This window comes from Streptococcus oralis subsp. dentisani, assembly GCF_003944205.1.
Taxonomy (GTDB): domain Bacteria; phylum Bacillota; class Bacilli; order Lactobacillales; family Streptococcaceae; genus Streptococcus; species Streptococcus oralis_BH.
The window spans coordinates 1-20,788 of sequence record NZ_RJPH01000006.1; the positions used below are offsets into that span (position 1 = coordinate 1).

Genomic DNA, 20,788 nt, shown 5'->3' on the forward strand with positions numbered 1-20,788 from the left:
ATTTTATTTCATTTTAGTCAAAAAAATTCTTATTATATGATATATTTTTACATATAATAAGCTTATTTATACTATTTGAATTTTAAAACAATTTAAAACATTGCATTGGATTCATACAAAAAGATCATTCTTGAAAAGATATTTACACTTTTTGTTCTAGCAAAAGAAAAAGATTGAAGAAAAAGTCCATTTTGGACAATTTTCTTCAATCTGGATACTTTTCAAATCCAAACTATTCTTTATAGAAAAAATTCCTATAAAATCGAGCAATAGTTAAAATACAAACAAATATAATTCCCAAAATAGATAATACTATGTTCACAAAACTCATTTCAGAACCTATAACATAGATATGAAAAAGAGGGGCTAGTCCTACACATAGAGACAATAGATAACTAATAAATCTTATCTCACCAATTCCTGCAAAAAAATGTTTCATGTAACGATTCTCCATTTGCTCCATTAAATCAGTTTTATTTTAGAGTAGCATAAAATAAGCAATCCTTCAATAAAATCCATTGGCGAAATACTATTCTAAAGCATTGATAGCTCAGATTTCTCAGAATAGAGCTGTCCAAACTATCGAACAGCCCAAATACATATATATCCATGCGTTTCTAAGCTTAGAACTGCTATAAAATAAATGTTTTATGAGTATTCTAGGTCTTTGACTGCTTAAAATTTTGCGTTCTGAAGGATTCTAAAGCTTGAATAGCTCAAAAATCACGAGAACTAAGGTATTTAAATCTTAAGAGTCAAACTATTTCCATAGGAATTATCTTTTTTAATAAGTGTGGTTAGGAGGTAATTTTAGGGAATCTCCTAAAAACAACCGATTTTCTATTTTTATCAATCAAAAAATATTGATAAATTCGTGTTTTAAAATTAAATTTTAAAGGTGTCCTTAAGTTTAAAGATTTTTGATAAGATTTCTGTATTTTTCACAATTCAATAACTCGATGGCATTGTTGAGCCACATAGGCATCGTGGGTAACGATAATGACCGTTTTCCCTTCCTTGTTCATATCTAAGAGAAAGTTCAAAACCAAATCTCGATTTTCAGGATCTAGAGAACCGGTTGGTTCATCTGCTAAAAGGAGCTGACTGGGTTTTAAAATGGCTCTAGCAACTGCGATTCGCTGCTGTTCCCCTCCAGATAACTCTGAAACCTTCTGATGTAGAGTTGATGGCAACCCCACTCTCTCTAAAATTTCTTCTATCCTTTTGACTTTGTCTTTCTTGGACAATTTCACATACTTTAGAGCAAGCATGAGATTATACTCTACCGTTTCATTGTCAATCAGAGCAAAGTTTTGAAAAAGATAGGAAATGTGTTCGCGGATAATCGCTTGTGACTTAACAGAATTGACAGGTACATTTTTCTGACCGAATATTTCATAATGTCCACTGTAATCGCCATCTATCAAACCCAAGAGATTTAACAAGGTTGACTTGCCACTGCCACTTTTCCCAACGATGGCAACTAAATCTCCCTGGTTAATTTTTAGAGATAAGTTCTCCAAAATAACTTTTTTCCCAATGGTTTTCGTAACATTTTCCAACTTTATCATTAGACGTCCCCTTTCAATAACTGCGCTACATTTCGTTTTTCCATCTTAGAACCCAAGAAAAGTACAAACAAAATATCTAAGCCTGTAAATCCTGCGAAAAGCAAGAGTGGAAAAAGAGCATGAGCAAAGAATAACAAAACCATAAAAGGAAGGCTATAAACGGCTAATAGGAGACCCAGCAAGGAACGATACCGATCTATCAATTTCCAACCCATAAACTTCTTGGTAATAATATCTGTTCGCTTCAATAAGAAAGTTGTTACTAATAAGAAGTAGGAAATCATCATGCTAAGGAGGCCAAACAAAGCAAAGAGTAGGTTAAAATTCCGAACAGCATCTCGGTAAGAATCTACTTTCTCTTGTTGAATGGCTTGAATAGATGAAAATTTTAAATAATTCCCATCTGACAATTTCTCAACTAACGCTGTCACCTCTTTTTGGTGTTGAGCTGTATTTTCAATTTTAATCGGGTTATTTAAGCCTGTTGTTGACAGGGAGGCTTTTTCATCCCACATCATATCAGAATCATTGACCAAACTAATAATTGGATTGTAGAGATTTTCCTTTCGCTTATCATTATATGGAAAGAACGACCAATCTCCTTCATAGTAAGCAATTTCGACGTCCATCTCCTCTATCGTTCGTTTTTGCTGCTCCTCATGCTTCATCGAAAGATAGGCAATTAATTTCCCCAAGAGCTGATTTTTATCTTCTTCACCTTTCGTACTTGCTGGCATCAAAATAACTTTTTTAGTGCCGGTATCTGGTAGCTTGAATCCCTTGCTCTTTAGAAAATTGCGATTAGCATAGTAAACAGTTAGCGTATCAGCCAGTTGATACTGCTGCACTTGTTCTGCAGTGGCAAAATTTTTGATAGGCAGGTTACTAGTTTGCACATAGCCCGCCTGCGTTTTTTCTACCAAATCCAGATAAAATCGATAGAAATAATCCACTGCTTGCCCTGAGCCTGCCAACTGCTCTTGCCACAGGTTATCATTGAGTTGGAAAGTTTCTAAGGTCAGATAATTTCCTTGACTGATCCACTGTTTCTGGTAATTCAACTCTTTGTTTTCTTGCTCCAAACTTTTCCCCACCCCAATCAGTAAAACCGTCAATAAAATGGTGGTTCCAATTTTCATCAAATAATTAAAGAGTAGACCAAATTTGAAAGATGAAAAACCTTTCAGCAGAGAGCTAATTGTCATTTTTTGGATTAAGAGATAAGTCAACCAACTGATAAAGAGATAAAGCTGCAAAAGCAAAAAATGAGACAACCACAGCATAGGGAATAAATCTTTCGGCTTATAATCAAGCAAGAAAAACACCCCTAGATTGATCACAAGCGCCCCACCTAGGAGGAGGTAGAGGTTGCCTTTCACAACATCAGCTAAAACAGCCCGATCTTGAAAACCAAGTAATTTTTGTACCCCAACTCTTTTCATCTCCATCATTGGCTGATACACTGTTACTAAGACAAGAAGCAAAATAGCCAAGACAAAAATAATAGCAGATAAGAGCAAATCTCGATTTAGGACTTCCACTGCACTTTTATAGGTTGGCTCTAGCAAGGTAGTCTGGTCTGTCTTGAAAAAATCACTCCACTTCTGTACAATCCTATCCTTATCCATCTCTTGTGTAGAAGTTATCGTATAGCGACCATTTAAACTACGAGATGTATCCTTGATATAGGTTTGAAAAGTCATAAGCTGAATAGGCTTGGCTTTTAGAAAGGTCGGAATCGTACCAAGTTTATTGGAAATTTCTTTATTACTGTAGACTCCTTCACCATCTGTGGTAAAATCAAGGGAAGAAATCCCAAACTCTTGGTAGGGGAAGGTATCTTTATCAAAAACACCAGACTTGATTACCTCATCACCACTGTCTGTTTTGATGATGGAGACTTTGTACTCCTTTGATACATTCTCAAAAAATCGAAGAACAGATTCTGCAGGTTCATTGACATCTTTCAAGTATACATCCAAAGAACTCGCTGTCTTTCCCATTTCCTGAATCCGAACTACTTCTCGTGTGTAGTTTATATTAAAAACAAAAAAAGTGGTACACAAAAGCAGGAGTAACATACAGAAATTACTGATTTTTTTCATAAAAGTACCTCCTTAGTACTTTATCATCTTAGTCGTAGAATTTATTCCCTTTTTTCACAAATTTATTTTAGATTTCTTTTTTACTTTTTATACTACTATGATACAATATTTTTAATCAGTTTCAATTTATTGTTAACTTTTTTCACAAATAAGGAGAAAATCATGCGCTACGATTTTGGAAAGGTCTATAAAGAAATACGTGAGTCAAAAGGATTGACCCAGGAGGAGGTCTGTGGGGGTGTTCTCTCAAGAACCAGCCTATCAAAAATAGAAAGTGGTAAGACAACTCCTAAATATGAGAATATGGAATTTCTTCTCCGGCAAATTAATATGACCTTTGAAGAGTTTGACTATATTTGCCATCTCTATCAACCTAGCCAACGAGCGGAAATCATGCAGACTTATCTCAATATGAGCTCAATCTTAGGGACTAGTGAACTTATCAATTTATTTCAAAAATGCCAAGACTACCTCAACACCCACCACGACCTCCCTATAGAGGAAATCAGCGACATGCTTGAAGTTGTCATTTATATCCGTCAACACGGGACAGGGGAATTATCAGACCACGCAGAACAGGTTGTCAAGAAACTTTGGAGAAAAATTGAAAAACAAGATACATGGTATGAGAGTGACCTAAAAATCCTCAATACCATTCTCTTTACCTTTCCTATAGAACATATCCATCTCATCACTGGAAAAATCTTGCAACGCTTAGAAGTCTATAAAAACTATCAACATTTATATGACTTGCGAATGGCAATCCTACTCAACCTTTCCACCATTTACTTATATAATCAAGATAAAAACATGTGCCAACAAATCTGCTACACTTTACTGGAGGATGCCAAGAACAAGAAAAGCTACGATAGGCTTGCTATCTGCTATGTCCGTATTGGGATTTGTACGGATGATTCTAAACTTATACAAAAAGGCTTCTCCCTTCTGGAGCTAATCGATGAAACCTCCATGCTATCTCATCTCCAAAAAGAAGTGGAAACCTATTATCAACCGAAGGAAATATAAAAAAGTCGAGGAAATTCCCCGACTTTTACATATTATTCTGTTCGTTAGTTCTTAATACCAACCGTTGTTAAGCCAGAAGTTCTTGGCAGCTGTCCATGAACCGTAACGTCCTGCAACGTAAGCATCTGCTACACGTTCTTGGTTTTCAGCTGAGTAGTCACCGTTCAAGTATGAATCTGTCAATTGGTAACGTCCGATGTAACGTCCGTTTGTAGCTGTGTAGCTACCGCCTGATTCTTTTTGAGCGATCCATTCTTTGGCTTCTGCTTCAGATCCGCTAACAGTTGCTGCTGGTGCAGTGTAGCTTTCTTCTGCTACTGGAGCTGCTGGTGCTTCGTAAGTTGTTGTTTCAGCAACTTCTTCATAAGTTGTAGCTTCGCTTGTTTCCTCTGTAGCAACTGGTGCTTCATAGGTTGTCGCAGAAGCTGCATCTGTTGCAGTTGCTGTCGATGGAGCTGTTCCTTCGATGACCAAAACTTGATCCACAAAGATTAAGTGGATGTTTTCAATCTTATTTTTTTCTGCCAATTTTTCAACAGTAGTGTTGTACTTCTCAGCGATTTCTGAAAGAGTGTCACCTGGTTTAACTGTGTAAGTTACCGTTTCTTGCGCAGAAGCAAGTGCTGGTACAAAGAACGTAAGCAAGGCTGCTGCCCCTGCAAGAGTTGATTTGATTTTTTTAGTTGTTAATGTCATTTCTGAAATTTCTCCTTTTTATCTATGATACTATTTTACTCCTTGAATGTTACCATTTCTTGACGGTTTCGTGTAGAAATATTACAAAAATGTTTTATATTTACCGTTTTAAGGAGGTTTTTGTCACAAAAGGCCTTGTTTTATACTATCTTTAATCATTTTGAGCTTTTGATAAGGGAAATAAGCGCAGTGGTCCATTCTTTGATATAATAGATATAAGAATCTTTGTAAGGGGAAACAGATGCAATCACTTCGTTTTCAATCTGTCTTTGATATTATCGGGCCTGTCATGATTGGCCCATCAAGTAGCCATACTGCTGGCGCTGTTCGTATCGGAAAAATCGTCTCTTCCATCTTTGACGATACGCCGACAGAGGTAGAATTCCAATTATTTAACTCATTTGCCAAGACCTACCGTGGTCATGGAACGGATCTTGCTCTCGTTGCTGGTATTTTAGGTATGGATACGGACGATCCTGACATTCCAAATAGTCTCGAGATTGCTCACAAGCGTGGCATTAAGATTGTCTGGACCATTCAGAAAGACAGCAACGCTCCTCACCCTAACACCACTAAAATTACTGTGAAGAATGAACACAAGTCCATCAGTGTGACAGGTATTTCTATCGGTGGGGGAAATATCCAGGTCACGGAACTCAATGGCTTTGCTGTCTCTCTCAACATGAACACACCAACCATTATCATCGTGCATCAAGATGTTCCAGGTATGATTGCCCATGTTACAGAAGCCCTCTCTCGTTTCGATATCAACATCGCCCAGATGAATGTGACTCGGGAAAAAGCTGGAGAAAAAGCCATTATGATTATCGAAGTCGATAGTCGAAGTTGCGAAGAGGCGATTGAAGAAATCCGAAAAATCCCTCATCTCCACAATGTCAATTTCTTTAAGTAGGAGGAAACATGTTTTATTCTATCAAAGAATTGGTCGAGCAGGCGGATCTAGATTTCCAAGGAAATGTCGCAGAGCTCATGATTGCGACAGAATATCAACTAACTGGTCGGGAACGTGCAGAAGTTCTCCTCCTCATGGAACGCAATCTAGAAGTCATGAAAGCCTCTGTCGAGCTTGGCCTTAGTGAAAACAAATCCCGCAGTGGCCTAACGGGTGGAGATGCGGCTAAGCTAGATCGCCATCTCAGAAGTGGCAAGGCCTTGTCAGACTTTACCATCCTATCAGCAGCCCGAAATGCCATCGCGGTCAACGAACACAACGCTAAAATGGGCTTGGTCTGTGCCACTCCAACCGCAGGAAGTGCTGGCTGTCTGCCAGCCGTTCTCACTGCTGCTATCCAAAAATTAGACCTTAGCCACGAAGAACAGCTGGATTTCCTCTTTGCTGCGGGTGCCTTTGGATTGGTTATCGCAAACAACGCTTCTATCTCAGGTGCTGAAGGTGGCTGTCAGGCCGAAGTCGGATCTGCCTCTGCCATGAGTGCCGCAGCCTTGACCTTGGCTGCAGGTGGAACGCCCTATCAGGCTAGCCAAGCCATCGCCTTTGTCATTAAAAATATGCTAGGTCTCATCTGTGACCCCGTCGCCGGTTTGGTTGAAGTTCCCTGTGTCAAACGCAATGCCATGGGAGCCAGCTTCGCCTTTATCGCGGCAGATATGGCCTTGGCAGGTATCGAATCTAAGATCCCTGTCGATGAAGTTATCGATGCCATGTACCAAGTCGGATCCAGCCTTCCAACTGCCTTCCGAGAAACGGCTGAGGGGGGACTCGCTGCCACCCCTACTGGTCGCCGCCTACAAAAAGAAATCTTCGGAGAATAACCTCATCTAATAGGAGAAACTATGTCATCAATCTCAGCCATCTTTTTCGATCTAGACGGAACTCTGGTTGACAGTTCCATCGGGATCCACAATTCCTTTACTCATACCTTTGAACAACTGGGAGTTCCGACTCCTGATGCTAAAACCATTCGTGGTTTCATGGGTCCACCGCTTGAAACTAGTTTTGCAACGTGTCTCCCAAAGGAGCAAATCTCAGAAGCTGTGCAGATCTACCGTTCTTGCTACAAGAAAAAAGGAATCCACGAAGCCCAACTCTTCCCCCGAATAACGGAATTGCTCCAAAAGCTTTCGCAAACCTATCCTCTCTATATCACCACAACAAAGAATACTCCTACTGCTCATGATATGACTAAAAATCTGGGAATCCATCATTTCTTTGACGGCATTTACGGTTCTAGTCCTGAAACACCTCATAAGGCGGATGTCATCCGTTACGCCTTGCAGACACATCAACTCCCCGCAGACAAAGTTCTCATCATTGGCGACACCAAGTTTGATATGATTGGAGCCCAAGAAACTGGCATTAAAAAGTTTGCTGTCACTTGGGGATTTGGAGAAGAGGCTGATTTACTCAGCTATCAACCCGACTGGATTGCCCATACAATCGATGATATCATCAGTCAGCTATAACAAGCTAATAGCTTCAAACTACAGAGTAAAAAGGCCAAGGTTCTGTCTATACAAAACCTTGGCCTTTGATTTATGTTTAATTGTATGAGTCACTCTTACTCAATATGAGTTGTTTCATTTGCAAAGGAAATGATCGCTTCTTTAAGCTCATTTCCACTGAGTGAACGGAACTCCTCAATTTTTTGATTGATGGCTTCTAGTGGCATGACATTTACCTTACCAACGAAAATCTTGTCCATAACTTGGTTATCAACCAATTCGGTCGAAACCAAGAGTTCCTCATAGAGTTTTTCACCCGGGCGAATACCGACCTCAACGATTGGAATTTCGCTTTCTGTGTGTCCGCTTAGAAGCACCATTTTCTTGGCTAAGTCATAGATCTTAACTGGTTTGCCCATATCGAGGATAAAGACTTCTCCGTCCTTGGCATAAGCGCCAGCATGGATTACCAGACGGCTAGCCTCTGGAATAGTCATGAAGTAACGTGTCATACGGAAGTCTGTCACTGTTACAGGGCCACCTTCAGCAATCTGGCGTTCAAAGACAGGAATCACGCTACCACGGCTACCGAGAACATTCCCAAAACGAACTGCACAGTAGGTTGATTTGCTACGTTGGTTAAAGCCAGTGACAATCAATTCTGCCACGCGCTTGGTTGCACCCATAACATTCGGTGGATTGACCGCCTTGTCAGTCGAAATCATGACCATCTTAGGTACTTTGGCTGCATCAACAGCCTTGGCAACATTATAGGTTCCAAGGATATTGTTCTTGAAGGCTTCTTTTGGATTGCGTTCCATCATCGGAACGTGTTTGTGAGCAGCAGCATGGTAAACGATAGCCGGTTTGTACTGTTCAAATACCTGTAGAAGGCGATCATAGTCCTGAATATCTGCAATGACAGGAACATAATCAATCCCTTGGAATGTACGGATCAATTCATGATAAACGAGGTAGATTGAGTTTTCACCATGTCCAAGCAAGATGACACGCTCTGGATTGAAGCGGCTAACCTGACGACAAATCTCCGAACCAATCGAACCACCAGCTCCTGTCACCAAGATGGTCTTGCCTGTAAGCTCTGCACCCAGACGGGATTCGTCGAGACGGATTTCCTGACGCCCCAAAAGGTCTGTGATATCAATTTTCTGGAAACCGCTACCTGGTTGGTGAAGTCCCTGAACAACTGTTTCAACTTTGGGCATCTTGTAACATTTGATACCGAGTTTATTACACATCTGTAGGATACGTTCGTACTCTGACGGATCAAGCGAAGGGATGGCCACGATGACGCGCTCGATTTGGTGGCGTTTGGCCAATTCAGGCAGATTATCATAAGAACCCAAAACGGAAATTCCACCTAGTTTTTGTCCCTTTTTCTTCTCATCATTATCTAAAATTCCCACTAACTCAAGGTCACTAGTTGGGTGTTGGTAGCTGTTCATAAAGAGGGCCCCACCATCACCAGCACCAATCAAGAAGGTACGGCGGTGTTCGCCCTCCCCACTACCCTGCTTGCGCTTAGAATAAATCAGCTGCCAAGTGATACGAGGGAGTAAGATGAGGAAGGTACTCAATAAGATAAAGAGTATGATGAACCGGATAGAAAATAGAGGAAGAAAGGCGTAGCAAAGTCCGTAAGAGACAATGCTACTGACGGTTACGCCAAAAAAGATTTTTAAGAAATCTGTGATTTTACTATAGCGACTAATACTCGCATTGAGCCCCCAAAATCCAATCATGATTTGATAGAAAAGGAAAGCCAAACCAGTATAGATAACATAGTCTACAGGTGCTGGGTTAATCAAGCCATAAAAGAGAATGTAAGACACGATGATGGAAACCACCATACTAATAATATCAAATACACCCCAGAACACCTGCTTTTGCTGTTTATTTAAAATTTCAACCAGATCAATTACATAATCTGTTAGTTTTTTATTCATAGGAATTTACTCTTTCTTAAAAGAATTTAAATATATTGTTATTATAACATTTTTTGGCTATTTTATCTTTTACAATACTATTTATTTTTTCTTAATAATTTTACAAAAATAAACTGACGTACAAAGCCTGGACAAAGTGCAACAATGGCCTGAATGGCTACACTTTTAGCATATTCCATGTAAGAAATTTGCCCTCGCTCAAGCATCCGTTGGCGAGCTTGACGATAGAGTTTAAGGTAACGCAAGCCACCTCGACGCTCAAACATCCCTGCACCGACACGAACCTTACACAAGATTTGAGCTAGGTTCCCAGTCTTGGCACCTGCAGCAATCATATTGAGCCAAAGGAGGTCATCCTCCATGTAAAGGCCATCTTCGTAGTTGCCCGCCTTGAGGACCATGTCCTTTTTAAACATGACTGTCATATGGTTAAAAGCGCTTCTCATTCTCTGATAAGCCACAATGTCTGCGTGCTGAGTAGGAACACGACGGTAAGAAACAATCTCGTCAGGATTGTCAATGAACTCTGCGATATGCCCGCCTAAGAGATCGAGATCTTCTTTCTCCATTAGTTGAAGCTGTTTCTCAAAACGATCCAGAACAGCTATATCATCTGTATCCATGCGAGCGATGATATCGTACTGACACTGTAAAACACCGTATCGAAGAGCCAAACCTAAACCTTGATTTTCTTCCAAGGGGCAACGCTTAACTGGAATCTCTGACTGCGCTTCCACTTCATCTAGCACCTGATAGAGTTCGGGCGTGAGCGGCCCGTCCTCAACAAGAACAAGCTCACTTGGTTTCAAGGTCTGGTTTTGAATACTCTTGATAGCATCTCTCAAAAATGTCGGATTTTCCTTTACATAGACCGACATCAAGACGCTGATTTTTTGCTTTTCAGACACAGTTTTTCTCCAATTTATAGATTTCCTTCCACTATTTTATCACAAAATTTCCTAGTTTCCTATTTTTATCTCAAATCAAGAAAAATTCTGGTAAAGAAATCCGTCCCCTTTCACTCTATTTTCAGTTAAATCGTTCTAGCTTTCTTAGTAGTCCTCTCCTTGACATTGTAAGAAAAAAACCTTAAAATAAGCTGTTATTAAAATCATCCTATCGAGGTTTTTATGAAAAAACAATCACTCTTTTTTGTTCTAGGAATTGTCTTAATCGGGACTGTTTTACGCTCTCCTTTTACAGCACTTCCAACTATCTTAGGAGATATTGCTCAGGGACTAGGAGTGGAGGTTAGCTCTCTTGGGATTTTAACCAGTCTCCCTCTCTTGATGTTTGCTCTTTTCTCTGCTTTTGCAAGCCGCTTGGCACAAAAAATCGGGTTGGAACATCTCTTTACTTACTGTCTCCTCCTCTTAACTGTTGGCTCTGTCATTCGGATTTTCAATCTTCCCCTTCTCTATCTAGGAACTCTGATCATCGGAGCGAGCATCGCCATTTTCAATGTACTCCTCCCAAGTATGATCCAGGCAAATCAGCCTCAAAAGATTAGTTTCCTAACAACTCTCTATGTCACTGCCATGGGAATTTCGACAGCCATCGCTTCTTATCTATCCGTCCCTATCACCCAAGCTAGTTCTTGGAAGGGCCTCATCCTCGTTCTCAGCTTTCTCTGTCTGGTCACTCTGCTAGTCTGGTTACCAAATCATCGCCACAACCACCACCTAGAAAGCAAAAAAGAAAAGCAAGTCAAAGAGAATATTCTAAAAAGTAAAGATGTCTGGGCTATCATTATCTTTGGCGGGCTTCAGTCCTTGCTCTTTTATACAAGTATGACTTGGTTGCCAACTATGGCTGTTAGTGCTGGTATTTCTAATAGTGATGCGGCTCTCCTCGCTTCTATTTTCTCACTGATCAGCATTCCTTTTTCCATGACTGTTCCAAGTCTGACGACTCGTCTATCAAATGGTCACCGTCGAATCATGCTGGCAATTATCTCTATCGCTGGTATGATGGGAATTGCCATGCTCTTGTATCCAAGCAACAACTTCCTCTACTGGCTAGTCGCCCACCTCTTGATTGGGACTGCATGTAGCGCCCTCTTCCCTTATCTCATGGTTTGCTTCTCGCTTAAGACCAGCTCGCCTGAAAAGACTGCGCAACTCTCAGGTCTGGCGCAAACAGGGGGCTACATCTTAGCGGCCTTTGGTCCTACCTTGTTTGGTTATAGTTTTGATCTTTTCCAATCTTGGATCCCAGCTGTCCTTGCCCTTCTAGCCATTGATATCATCATGACTATCTCACTCTTTATGGTGGATCGCGCGGATAAGATCCTTTAATTATTCTAAAATACTTCTCAGATATAAATAATGCAAAGCCAGACAGAATCTGGTTTTTTTGGTGCTTATACCAACAAAAAGCGCCCTCCATCTGTTAGCAGAAAGATAGTATTTTTGATATAATAAGATGTATAGAAACTAATTGTCATGCGAAAAATAAATTGGTTTATAAAATAGCTACTATTTTAAGTGAGGTGCACAGGATGGATGAACAGAAATACAATTTGGATCAAAGTTTAGCAGAGTTAAATAACCTTGTTGACTTATTGGCAGGACAGACTGATGAAGCATCTTGTAAAGCTATAGTAGAGAAAGCGGAATCTATTTATGAAAAATACGCCAGCTCAGTAGAGATTACGTTAGTATATGCTAAAGTTTTGGTCAATTTATCAGCTAAGCAACCGACTGTGGAGGACTGTGAGGCTACTGCAGAGAAAGTACATGTCTTGTATGAACTCTTTTCAGACTCGGCAGACATCGCATTCCTGTACGCTATAATTTTGATCAATTTATCAACCAAGCAATCGGTTATGGAGGATTTAGAGACTACAATAGAGAAAGTATATATCCTGCATAAGCACTTCCCAGACTCGGCAAATATCGCAGAAATGTATGCTAGGATTTTGTATGATTTATCACTCAAGCAACCGGCTATGGAGGATATAGGGGCTACTGTAGAAAAAGTATGTATCCTGCATAAGCGCTTTCCAGACTCGGCAAACATTGCAGAAAGATATGCTGTAATTTTGTACAATTTATCACTCAAGCAACCATCTGTGGAGGATATAGAGGCTACTGTAGAGAAACTGAAAACCATCCATGAGCACTTCCCAGAATTAGAAAACATTGCATTTGGTTATGCTACCCTTTTATTCAATTTATCAATTAAGCAACCAGTGGAAGCGGCTTTAGCACCTACTGCAGAGAAATTACACATTCTACATGAGCGCTTTCCAGATTCGTCAGGCATCGCATTACCGTATGCTAAGGTGTTGTTCAATCTGTCAATTAGACAAACAGAGGTTGCAGAAAGGGAGAATATTGCTAAAGAATTACGTATCCTGCATGAGCGCTTTTTAGATTCGCCTGACATTGCAGAAGCATATGCTAAGATTTTGTTTAATTTATCAATCGAGCAGACTGAGTTGAAGGAACTGGCAGTTACTGTTGAGAAATTACAGGCCTTGCAAGAACACTTTCCAGATTCAGCTGATATAGCAGAAGCGTTTGCTATGATTTTGGTTAATTTGTCAATCGAGCAGACTGAGTTGAAGGAACTGGCAGTTACTGTTGAGAAATTACAGGCCTTGCAAGAACACTTTCCAGATTCAGCTGATATAGCAGAAGCATTTGCTAGGATTTTGGTTAATTTATCAATCAAGCAGACTGAGTTGAAGGAACTGGCAGTTACTGTTGAGAAATTACAGGCCTTGCAAGAACACTTTCCAGATTCAGCTGATATAGCAGAACCATTTGCTAGGATTTTGTTTAATTTATCAACCAAGCAGACAGAGGTTGCGGAAAGGAAGAATACTACTAAGAAATTGCTTGCCTTGCAAGAACGCTTTCCAGATTCACCTGACATAGGACTCCAGTATGCTAAGATTTTGTACAATTTATTAATTGAGCAAACAGGGGTTGCGGAACGACAGATTGCTGAAAAAAAAATGCATATCCTGCATGAGTGTTTCCCAGATTCACCTGATATCACAGAGATGTATGCTATGATTTTGCTTAATTTGTCAACTGAGCAAACAGAGGTTGCAGAACTAGAGGCTACTGCTGAGAAACTGAAAATAATGTTGAAGAACTTCAAAAATCCTAAAGAAACCGCTCTCGCATATGCTGGGATCTTAGCGAGCTTATATGATCATCAAACGAAGGTAGGTGAACGTCTTCAAACAACAGAAACAATCAAAAAACTTTATGAACAATTCTCTAAAGTTATGTTACAAAGTTTTGATGATCTATTTTTTCATAATGATAATATTTGTGATAGTAAAGAATATAAGCTATTCAATTTTATCTTAAAAGAAGGTCTTTTAAAGAATACTAAATATGCTATTTTACAAACATGGGCAGAGCATTATAAAGAAGACTCGGATGAACTAAAGAATCTGCTGTCGATTTATCAATATGTTCAAAAAATTAAGTATCAACTGGGATTGAAAGACGAAGATAAAAAGAAAAATATAAAGTTTGGTCATTACACTAAAGGAAGCGTACTTCAAATTTTGTTGGATCAGGATCAGAGGGAGGAATCAAGCTTTTCTATAGTTGGAAAAACTCGTTTGAATAATGCGAATTATATGAATGATCCTGAAGAAGGTATCATCATAGAAAAGATCTTAGGCTTAGATAGACGAGATGCTTTGGAGCCAAGCTCATGGTTTTTAATGAGCTTTACGATTAAAACAGATGATTTAGCTATGTGGTCCCAGTATGGTGATGATGCCAAAGGTGTTTGTCTTGTACTTCGGGAGGATGACTTTTCTAGATTTTCATCTTTCAATGATGTTTCTTGGCGTCGAGAAAAAGTCTCTTTAGAATTTTCTGATAAGATGTATTTAATGAAATCTGAATTAAATATTGGTTTTAAAAAATCTGCCTTTCGGAGTGAGAGTGAGAATTCCGTCGATACTGTTAATGATGAAGGAACTGAACCGAATTCTGAAGAAAAAGATAGTGTTTCAAAAGGAAATGTGGATTATCTCTACCGAATAGCCTATGTCAATGACTCAGGTGGTAAGTTTAGCATAGAAAAAACAGAGCTCTTTAACGAGTATGAAATCAAAAAATTAGAAGAATTCTTGGAAGCTTTAAAGGAAAAAATAGATAAGAATTTGAACAAAGGAGATGATTTTTATCAAAAAGCGATTTCTGACTGTATAGAGGAAATTCGTTACTTGTTTAAATCTGTAGATTACAAATATGAGGACGAGTTGCGTATCTTGCGCTATGCTAATCTAGACCCAAGTAATAAGGAAATCAAAATTGACAAAACCTCTGGGATAGGCAAACTTTATGTAGAACGTGAAAATTCAATTCAAATCGATGAAGTCATTTTTGGTCCTAAGTTTCCAAATCCTGAATACGTTACCCCTTTATTGAAACTTTTGGATAAGGAAATTAATTATAAGAAATCTACGATAAAATTTAGATAAAGTCTGACAACATCCTCTAAACTTCTAGTTTTTACTAGGAGTTTTTTATATATAAAATTTTTACACATATTTCTTGACAGGGCTTTCAACTTGAGATACAATATATTTGAAAAGAGTATATATAAAATTTTTATATAATATAAAGGAGGTTTCCCATGTACTTCCCAACATCCTCTGCCTTGATCGAGTTTCTCATCTTGGCTGTACTGGAGCAGGGGGATTCTTATGGTTATGAGATTAGTCAAACCATTAAACTCATCGCCAATATCAAAGAATCTACGCTCTATCCCATTCTCAAAAAATTGGAAGCCAGTGGCTTTCTGACCACCTACTCTAGAGAGTTTCAGGGGCGTATGCGCAAATACTACTCCTTGACCAATCGGGGCGTAGAGCAGCTCGTTACTCTAAAGGAAGAGTGGACGCTCTATACCGACACCGTCAACGGCATCATAGAAGGGAGTATTCGCCATGACAAGAACTGACTATCTGACTCAGTTAGAAACCTATCTCCATAAACTACCTGAAGCTGACCGCATCGAAGCTATGGACTACTTTAAGGAACTATTTGACGATGCAGGTCCAGAGGGTGAAGAGGAGCTCATCACCAGTCTAGGAACACCAAAAGAAGTGGCTCATGATGTCCTCTCTAACCTCCTCGACAAAAAGGTCAATGAAGCCCCTGCTCAAAAGAATGACCGCCAACTGCTACACATTGCCCTTCTAGCTCTGCTAGTAGCTCCTATCGGAATTCCGGTCGGGATCGGCATCCTCATGGCAATCATCGGACTTTTTATCGCAGCGGCCGCTGTCATTCTAGCCTTCTTTACCGTCTCTGTGACGGGTATCCTGCTGGGCGGACTCTTTATCGTAGAAAGTTTTAGCATCCTAGCCGAAGCTAAATCTGCCTTTATCTTAATTTTCGGGGCTGGTTTGCTCTCTATCGGTGCTTCTTCTCTTGTTCTACTGGGTATCTCCTATGTAGCTCGTTTCTTTGGCCTTCTGGTCGTCCGCTTGGTGCAATGGATTCTAAAAAAAGGAAAGAGAGGTGACAGACATGCGTAAATTGACAAAAGGATTTCTCATCTTTGGTGTGGTTTCTACAATCCTCGGTTTTATCATGATCATTGTAGGCACCCAGTCCAATGGTATTCAAAGTTTGCTTGCCATGTCAAAAGACCCCGTCTATGACAATCGTATCGAAGAAGTGACCTTCGGAAGCGAAGTGGAAAAACTTGATTTGACCCTTGAGGAACATAGCCTAACCATCACAGAGTCTCTAGATGACAAGATCCATATCACCTATCATCCTTCCGTGTCTGGTCGTCACGATCTAACTACTGGTATGAGTGACAAAACACTGACCGTCACTGATAAACAAGCCTCCCAACATCGTTTTCTCGGCTCAGGAATCGAAGGCCTACTTCGTATCGCCAGCAGTTATTCTCACCGTTTTGACGAAGTCGTTCTCTCCCTCCCTAAAGGAAGAACTCTGAAAGCTATCAATGTCTCAGCCAATCGTGGACAGACCACTATCATAAATGCTAGCCTTGAAAATGCGACCCTCAATACAAACGGCTATCTCCTCCGAATCGAAGGAAGTCGTATCAAAAACAGCAAATTCACAACGCCCAATATCATCAATATCTTTAAAACAGAACTGACAGATAGTCAGGTCAAGACAGAAGGGAGACATCTCCATGTTGAAGATATCCAAATCCACGGCAAGGTTGAGTTAGAAGCTAGATCAGACTTAAACCTTATTCTCACCAAAGAAGAGCGGCAACGAATCAACCTCAATCTCGCAGCTAAACATGGCTCCATTATCCATTTTACAAGAGAGGGACGACACTCTGTCAAAAAAGGGGAGAATAACCAATATGAACGCTTAACCAACCCCTACAAAACTGAAAAAGCAGAAGTCAAGAATCAACTCATTGCACGAGCCGACGGGGATATCTTTCTTCTAAAAGATGAGGATTAGCCATCTCCTTCTACGAACCATTGACAAAAATGCTTTCATCTGCTAGTCTAAAAGTAGAAAACAACCATAAAAAAGGAGGTTCCATCATGACACAAGAATGGTTTGAAAGTGCCGATCTTGAGAAGAAATCACCTCAGACGAAATCGGAAAACCAGCCCAACGAGCCTGAGACTTCAGAAACTGTGGAGACCGAACTACAAGTAAACGAAGAAACTTCTGTCTCACCTAAAGAGCTGGAAACGCATGAGGAGGAAACTCCCGAAGTAATTGAGGAAGCCCAAACCGAGGAAGAGGGAGAAGGGAAAGCTGAAGAGGAACGCAGCCAAGAAGACTCTGTAAAAGAGAAAAGCATCCTCAGCAAGGCTTTAGAAAGTCCCTATATCCCAGATATTGACCCTCGTAAAACAGCCAGATTCAAAGAAGAAATCGCACTGTTTTGGACTTGGCTGTTGGATGCTATCCAAGAACCAACTGCCAGCAAGACTACGGACCAAAAGCATCGTTATAGTGTCTTTGCCCTGCTCACCTTGCTATCTTCGATTAACCTTTTCTTTAGTATCTACCATGTCAAGCACCTCTACTATGGCTATATGATTTCTATTGCTAATGGTTCTCCTAACCAGCTTCCTCCTTTAGATCTCTTTGCTGGACTTTCTATCTTGGTCGCTAGCGCTCTATTTTACTTTTCCATCATTTTGGGAGGCTTTACCGTCCGACGTGTGCTGGATCAGGAGAACGACTTCACATTCCAAGAAGCTTTCGATCGTTACAGCAGACTCTTTGCTATCCCGCTTGTCCTAACAGCTCTAGCAAGTTTCTTTGCACTCTTTGGTGGCTTGCGATTTGCTGGTATCCTCACTCTTCTAAGCATGGCCATCCTTGCCCTTGGCAATCTCTTTGTGATTAGCAAGCCAAGTAAGACCAGCAGCCTCGACCCATTTTATCGTTTTCTGCTAGCTGTCTTACTTGATGGCGCCATTCTCTTACCCTTCTTCATTGCAGAGCTCGCGCTAACAGTGGACTACCTTCGCATCCTGACATTCTTTTAACCAAAATCCCTGCCATTTCTTAATGACAGGGATTTTTATGCTTACTCTTTTTTAAACCGTGTCTACTTGACGGCTGCCAATTCCTCAAAATCTTTTCCCAAAATAGCTTGTACTTCTAGTTGATTAGCATCTAGTTGCTGATAAAACGCTTCTGGTAGTGACTCGAGGAATCTTGCATAGTCTAGGCGGGCAATGGCTTCATAGTCTTCTGCTTCGGACCCATCACCAGAAATCGTCACTAGGTCAATCTCCCAAACAAGTTCCTTGCCTGCTAGCTGCTCAGTATAGGGTGCTGGTACAAAGGGCTCCTTAGGTAAAATCGTCTTGACTCCCTGGGCTAGGTGGTAGATACCGTGCACCTTGCCTTGAGCGTCTGGGTAAAATTTCACGCTGGCAAGGTAGGCATCGGATCCTTGAACCTTCTTGACCAGCTCTTCAAAATGTGCCAATCCATCCTCAGCCAAAAAGCTCTCGAGGTATTCCTTATTGAGATAGATAGGGGACAAGAGCCCTTGGCAGTATACTAGACGAGCCGCCTTATCCGCTAGATAATTCTGAACTATTTGTCGGAAATAAGCTTCAAATTCAAACCCTTCTAACCCTTCTACCACATGCCCCAACTTGTTCGATAGGGCTTGGAGGAGAGTCTCTACAATCTCCCAGTCCGCTCTAGTAAGGAAGTCTGGAATCACCACTTGATAGCCTTTTCGACTATCCGCATAGTTCACCTTGAAGAGAAATTGCGACTGACCTACAATCCCACACTCGATATACTCGAGACGATTGAGGGGCTGACGGAGATAGACCGCATCATAACTGTGTGACTCCAAGCCTTCCACCAAGGCCAAGATAGACTTGGCAGTCAAGACCTCCTGTTGTCCTAGAATGCTTTCTTTATTTGGGATAAAAAATGTTTTCGCCATAACTGGTCTCCTTTGAAATCGTTTACACATAGTATACCCTATTTTCCTGAAAGATACAGAAACAAACTTTAGATTTTTAGATAAAAAGCATAGAAAAACAGCCCCTAAGGACTGTTTGATGTTATACAGTAGCTGCTTGATCCAAGCTTTCACCGATAGCTGCTAAGCGCTCGATCACCTCTGCTTGTGTCAATTCATTTTCTGAAACATAGCGGTTGCGTGGGTGAACACGACACTCGTGTGAGCATCCACGAAGGTACTTGTCTTCATTTTCTTCTGATGTTAGAATACGACGGTTACAGAAGGGATTTCCACAGTTGACATAGCGTTCACATGGTGTTCCATCAAACCAGTCTTTCCCTACGATGGTTGGGTTAACATGGTTGACATCGACTGCGATACGCTCGTCAAAGACATACATTTTCCCATCCCAAAGCTCGCCTTGAACTTCTGGGTCTTTACCGTAGGTTGCGATTCCTCCGTGCAATTGACCGACATCTTTGTAGCCTTCACGGACCATCCAGCCTGAGAATTTCTCACAACGAACTCCACCTGTACAGTAAACCACGACACGCTTGTCCATGAATTTTTCCTTGTTGTCACGAACCCATTGTGGCAATTCACGGAAGTTGCGGATGTCTGGGCGGATAGCACCGCGGAAATGTCCTAGGTCGTACTCATAATCGTTACGTGTGTCAAGAACCACTGTATCTTCGTCAAGAAGGGCTTCTTTGAACTCTTTTGGAGACAAGTAAGCACCTGTTGTTTCAAGTGGGTTGATATCATTGTCAAAGTCGTTGTCTTCCAAACCAAGGTGGACAATTTCTTTCTTGTAGCGAACAAACATCTTCTTGAAGGCTTGTTCACTTTCTTCGTCAATCTTGAACCAGAGGTCTTCCATGCCTGGGAGGCTGTGAACGTAGTCCATGTATTTTTGAGTTGTTTCGTAGTCACCTGAAACTGTTCCGTTAATCCCCTCGTCAGCGATTAGGATACGACCTTTAAGGCCGATTGATTTACAGAAAGCCAAGTGGTCTGCAGCAAATTGCTCTGCGTTTTCAATTGGAGTATAAAGGTAGTAAAGTAAGACACGAATATCTTTTGCCATAAGATTTGTTCTCTTTTCTATTCTTAAATTTTCAGAATTTTTCATTCAACTATACTAGTATACCCACTTGGGAAAACGAATGCAATTTATTTGACCGGAAATTGTATAGAGAGACCTGCAACTGCACTTTATCAGTAACCATAGCGAATCGCAGATAATTCTCTCAATTTTTTGATTTGCTTAGCTTGACTTTCTGACAAACACAACTTGTTGTCAATTAATACACGTGAGATGTCGATGTTCATTTGGCTCAGAATAAATGGAGTAGAGGTTCCATCATCCTCTAATCGTTTTTTATAAATCACTAACTGATTTTTCAGGGGAGCAAGTTGAGGCGCAGCCTTTATATCTTCCAATAGATGATCAATGATGGTCATGGCTTCACAACGCCTTTCGTTTCCTCCAGCGAACCATTTTAATGGTGTCATTCTCATTTTCCTCCTGAAATTCGCTTATAAATTGAAAAACTATAATTCC

At 40.4% G+C, this 20,788-nt stretch carries 19 protein-coding genes; 10 read left to right on the forward strand and 9 right to left on the reverse strand.

Translation table 11 applies throughout. The features are described 5' to 3' along the window. Positions 1 to 232: 232 nt before the first annotated feature. From D8805_RS10240 to D8805_RS05455, 3 genes are all read right to left on the reverse strand, one after another. A complete protein-coding gene (locus D8805_RS10240) occupies positions 233 to 439 on the reverse strand; it encodes a hypothetical protein (RefSeq protein WP_038805881.1) in 207 nt (68 codons plus the stop codon). Between the two features lie 502 nt (positions 440 to 941). After that, positions 942 to 1,571 carry an ABC transporter ATP-binding protein gene (locus D8805_RS05450; RefSeq protein ID WP_125416015.1) on the reverse strand — a complete coding sequence of 210 codons (630 nt, stop codon included), beginning with the start codon at positions 1,569 to 1,571 and terminating at the stop codon, positions 942 to 944. Further along, positions 1,571 to 3,676, reverse strand: coding sequence for a bacteriocin-associated integral membrane family protein (locus D8805_RS05455; RefSeq protein ID WP_125416018.1), 2,106 nt, complete (start codon positions 3,674 to 3,676; stop codon positions 1,571 to 1,573). Before D8805_RS05455 ends, D8805_RS05450 begins: the two co-directional genes overlap by 1 nt. 162 nt (positions 3,677 to 3,838) lie before the next feature. Between D8805_RS05455 and D8805_RS05460 the strand changes: the two genes are divergently transcribed. Then, the gene (locus D8805_RS05460) at positions 3,839 to 4,702 is read left to right on the forward strand and encodes a helix-turn-helix domain-containing protein (RefSeq protein WP_125416021.1); all 864 of its coding nucleotides are present in this window, start codon (positions 3,839 to 3,841) and stop codon (positions 4,700 to 4,702) included. Positions 4,703 to 4,753: 51 nt separating this feature from the next. Here the strand turns inward: D8805_RS05460 and apf are convergent, their stop codons facing one another. After that, the gene (gene apf / locus D8805_RS05465; RefSeq protein ID WP_061454159.1) at positions 4,754 to 5,398 is read right to left on the reverse strand and encodes an aggregation-promoting factor; all 645 of its coding nucleotides are present in this window, start codon (positions 5,396 to 5,398) and stop codon (positions 4,754 to 4,756) included. 241 nt (positions 5,399 to 5,639) lie between these two features. Between apf and sdaAB the strand changes: the two genes are divergently transcribed. From sdaAB to D8805_RS05480, 3 genes are read left to right on the forward strand one after another with little or no spacing between them, the layout of a single operon-like run. After that, on the forward strand, positions 5,640 to 6,311 hold the full coding sequence (gene sdaAB, locus D8805_RS05470; protein ID WP_057488864.1) for an L-serine ammonia-lyase, iron-sulfur-dependent subunit beta: 672 nt from the start codon (positions 5,640 to 5,642) through the stop codon (positions 6,309 to 6,311). Between the two features lie 8 nt (positions 6,312 to 6,319). Next, complete coding sequence (gene sdaAA, locus D8805_RS05475) at positions 6,320 to 7,192, forward strand: L-serine ammonia-lyase, iron-sulfur-dependent, subunit alpha (RefSeq protein WP_125416023.1); 873 nt, start codon at positions 6,320 to 6,322, stop codon at positions 7,190 to 7,192. A gap of 21 nt (positions 7,193 to 7,213) precedes the next feature. Next, positions 7,214 to 7,843 (forward strand): HAD hydrolase-like protein, encoded by a 630-nt coding sequence (locus D8805_RS05480; protein ID WP_125416026.1) that lies wholly within the window; start codon positions 7,214 to 7,216, stop codon positions 7,841 to 7,843. 95 nt (positions 7,844 to 7,938) lie between these two features. On the opposite strand, the gene D8805_RS05485 is transcribed toward D8805_RS05480, so the two are convergent. Both D8805_RS05485 and D8805_RS05490 read right to left on the reverse strand, forming a co-directional pair. After that, the gene (locus D8805_RS05485) at positions 7,939 to 9,789 is read right to left on the reverse strand and encodes a nucleoside-diphosphate sugar epimerase/dehydratase (RefSeq protein ID WP_125416029.1); all 1,851 of its coding nucleotides are present in this window, start codon (positions 9,787 to 9,789) and stop codon (positions 7,939 to 7,941) included. Between the two features lie 77 nt (positions 9,790 to 9,866). After that, the gene (locus D8805_RS05490) at positions 9,867 to 10,697 is read right to left on the reverse strand and encodes a glycosyltransferase (RefSeq protein WP_001291465.1); all 831 of its coding nucleotides are present in this window, start codon (positions 10,695 to 10,697) and stop codon (positions 9,867 to 9,869) included. Positions 10,698 to 10,919: 222 nt separating this feature from the next. On the opposite strand from D8805_RS05490, the gene D8805_RS05495 reads away from it, so the two are divergent. The 6 genes from D8805_RS05495 (at position 10,920) to D8805_RS05520 (ending at position 18,280) form a co-directional block, all read left to right on the forward strand. Beyond that, positions 10,920 to 12,086 (forward strand): CynX/NimT family MFS transporter, encoded by a 1,167-nt coding sequence (locus D8805_RS05495; RefSeq protein WP_125416032.1) that lies wholly within the window; start codon positions 10,920 to 10,922, stop codon positions 12,084 to 12,086. 203 nt (positions 12,087 to 12,289) lie between these two features. Then, positions 12,290 to 15,250 carry an outer membrane protein assembly factor BamD gene (locus tag D8805_RS10245; RefSeq protein ID WP_260469898.1) on the forward strand — a complete coding sequence of 987 codons (2,961 nt, stop codon included), beginning with the start codon at positions 12,290 to 12,292 and terminating at the stop codon, positions 15,248 to 15,250. Between the two features lie 155 nt (positions 15,251 to 15,405). Next, positions 15,406 to 15,732, forward strand: a complete 327-nt coding sequence (locus D8805_RS05505; protein WP_000273860.1) for a PadR family transcriptional regulator — start codon at positions 15,406 to 15,408, stop codon at positions 15,730 to 15,732. Further along, positions 15,719 to 16,312 (forward strand): DUF1700 domain-containing protein, encoded by a 594-nt coding sequence (locus D8805_RS05510; RefSeq protein WP_125416035.1) that lies wholly within the window; start codon positions 15,719 to 15,721, stop codon positions 16,310 to 16,312. Before D8805_RS05505 ends, D8805_RS05510 begins: the two co-directional genes overlap by 14 nt. After that, positions 16,305 to 17,231: a DUF4097 family beta strand repeat-containing protein gene (locus tag D8805_RS05515; protein ID WP_125416038.1), complete on the forward strand. Its 927-nt coding sequence runs from the start codon at positions 16,305 to 16,307 to the stop codon at positions 17,229 to 17,231. Before D8805_RS05510 ends, D8805_RS05515 begins: the two co-directional genes overlap by 8 nt. Before the next feature lie 86 nt (positions 17,232 to 17,317). Beyond that, positions 17,318 to 18,280 carry a DUF6574 domain-containing protein gene (locus D8805_RS05520; protein ID WP_125416041.1) on the forward strand — a complete coding sequence of 321 codons (963 nt, stop codon included), beginning with the start codon at positions 17,318 to 17,320 and terminating at the stop codon, positions 18,278 to 18,280. 62 nt (positions 18,281 to 18,342) lie between these two features. Here D8805_RS05520 and D8805_RS05525 read toward each other — a convergent pair whose 3' ends face one another. The 3 genes from D8805_RS05525 to D8805_RS05535 all read right to left on the reverse strand — a co-directional run bounded on the left by D8805_RS05525 (position 18,343) and on the right by D8805_RS05535 (position 20,739). After that, positions 18,343 to 19,203 carry a DUF4299 family protein gene (locus tag D8805_RS05525; RefSeq protein ID WP_125416044.1) on the reverse strand — a complete coding sequence of 287 codons (861 nt, stop codon included), beginning with the start codon at positions 19,201 to 19,203 and terminating at the stop codon, positions 18,343 to 18,345. A gap of 121 nt (positions 19,204 to 19,324) precedes the next feature. Then, the gene (gene trhO / locus D8805_RS05530) at positions 19,325 to 20,311 is read right to left on the reverse strand and encodes an oxygen-dependent tRNA uridine(34) hydroxylase TrhO (protein ID WP_125416047.1); all 987 of its coding nucleotides are present in this window, start codon (positions 20,309 to 20,311) and stop codon (positions 19,325 to 19,327) included. A gap of 131 nt (positions 20,312 to 20,442) precedes the next feature. Beyond that, positions 20,443 to 20,739, reverse strand: coding sequence for a bacteriocin immunity protein (locus D8805_RS05535; protein WP_185774573.1), 297 nt, complete (start codon positions 20,737 to 20,739; stop codon positions 20,443 to 20,445). Between the last annotated feature and the right edge of the window lie 49 nt (positions 20,740 to 20,788).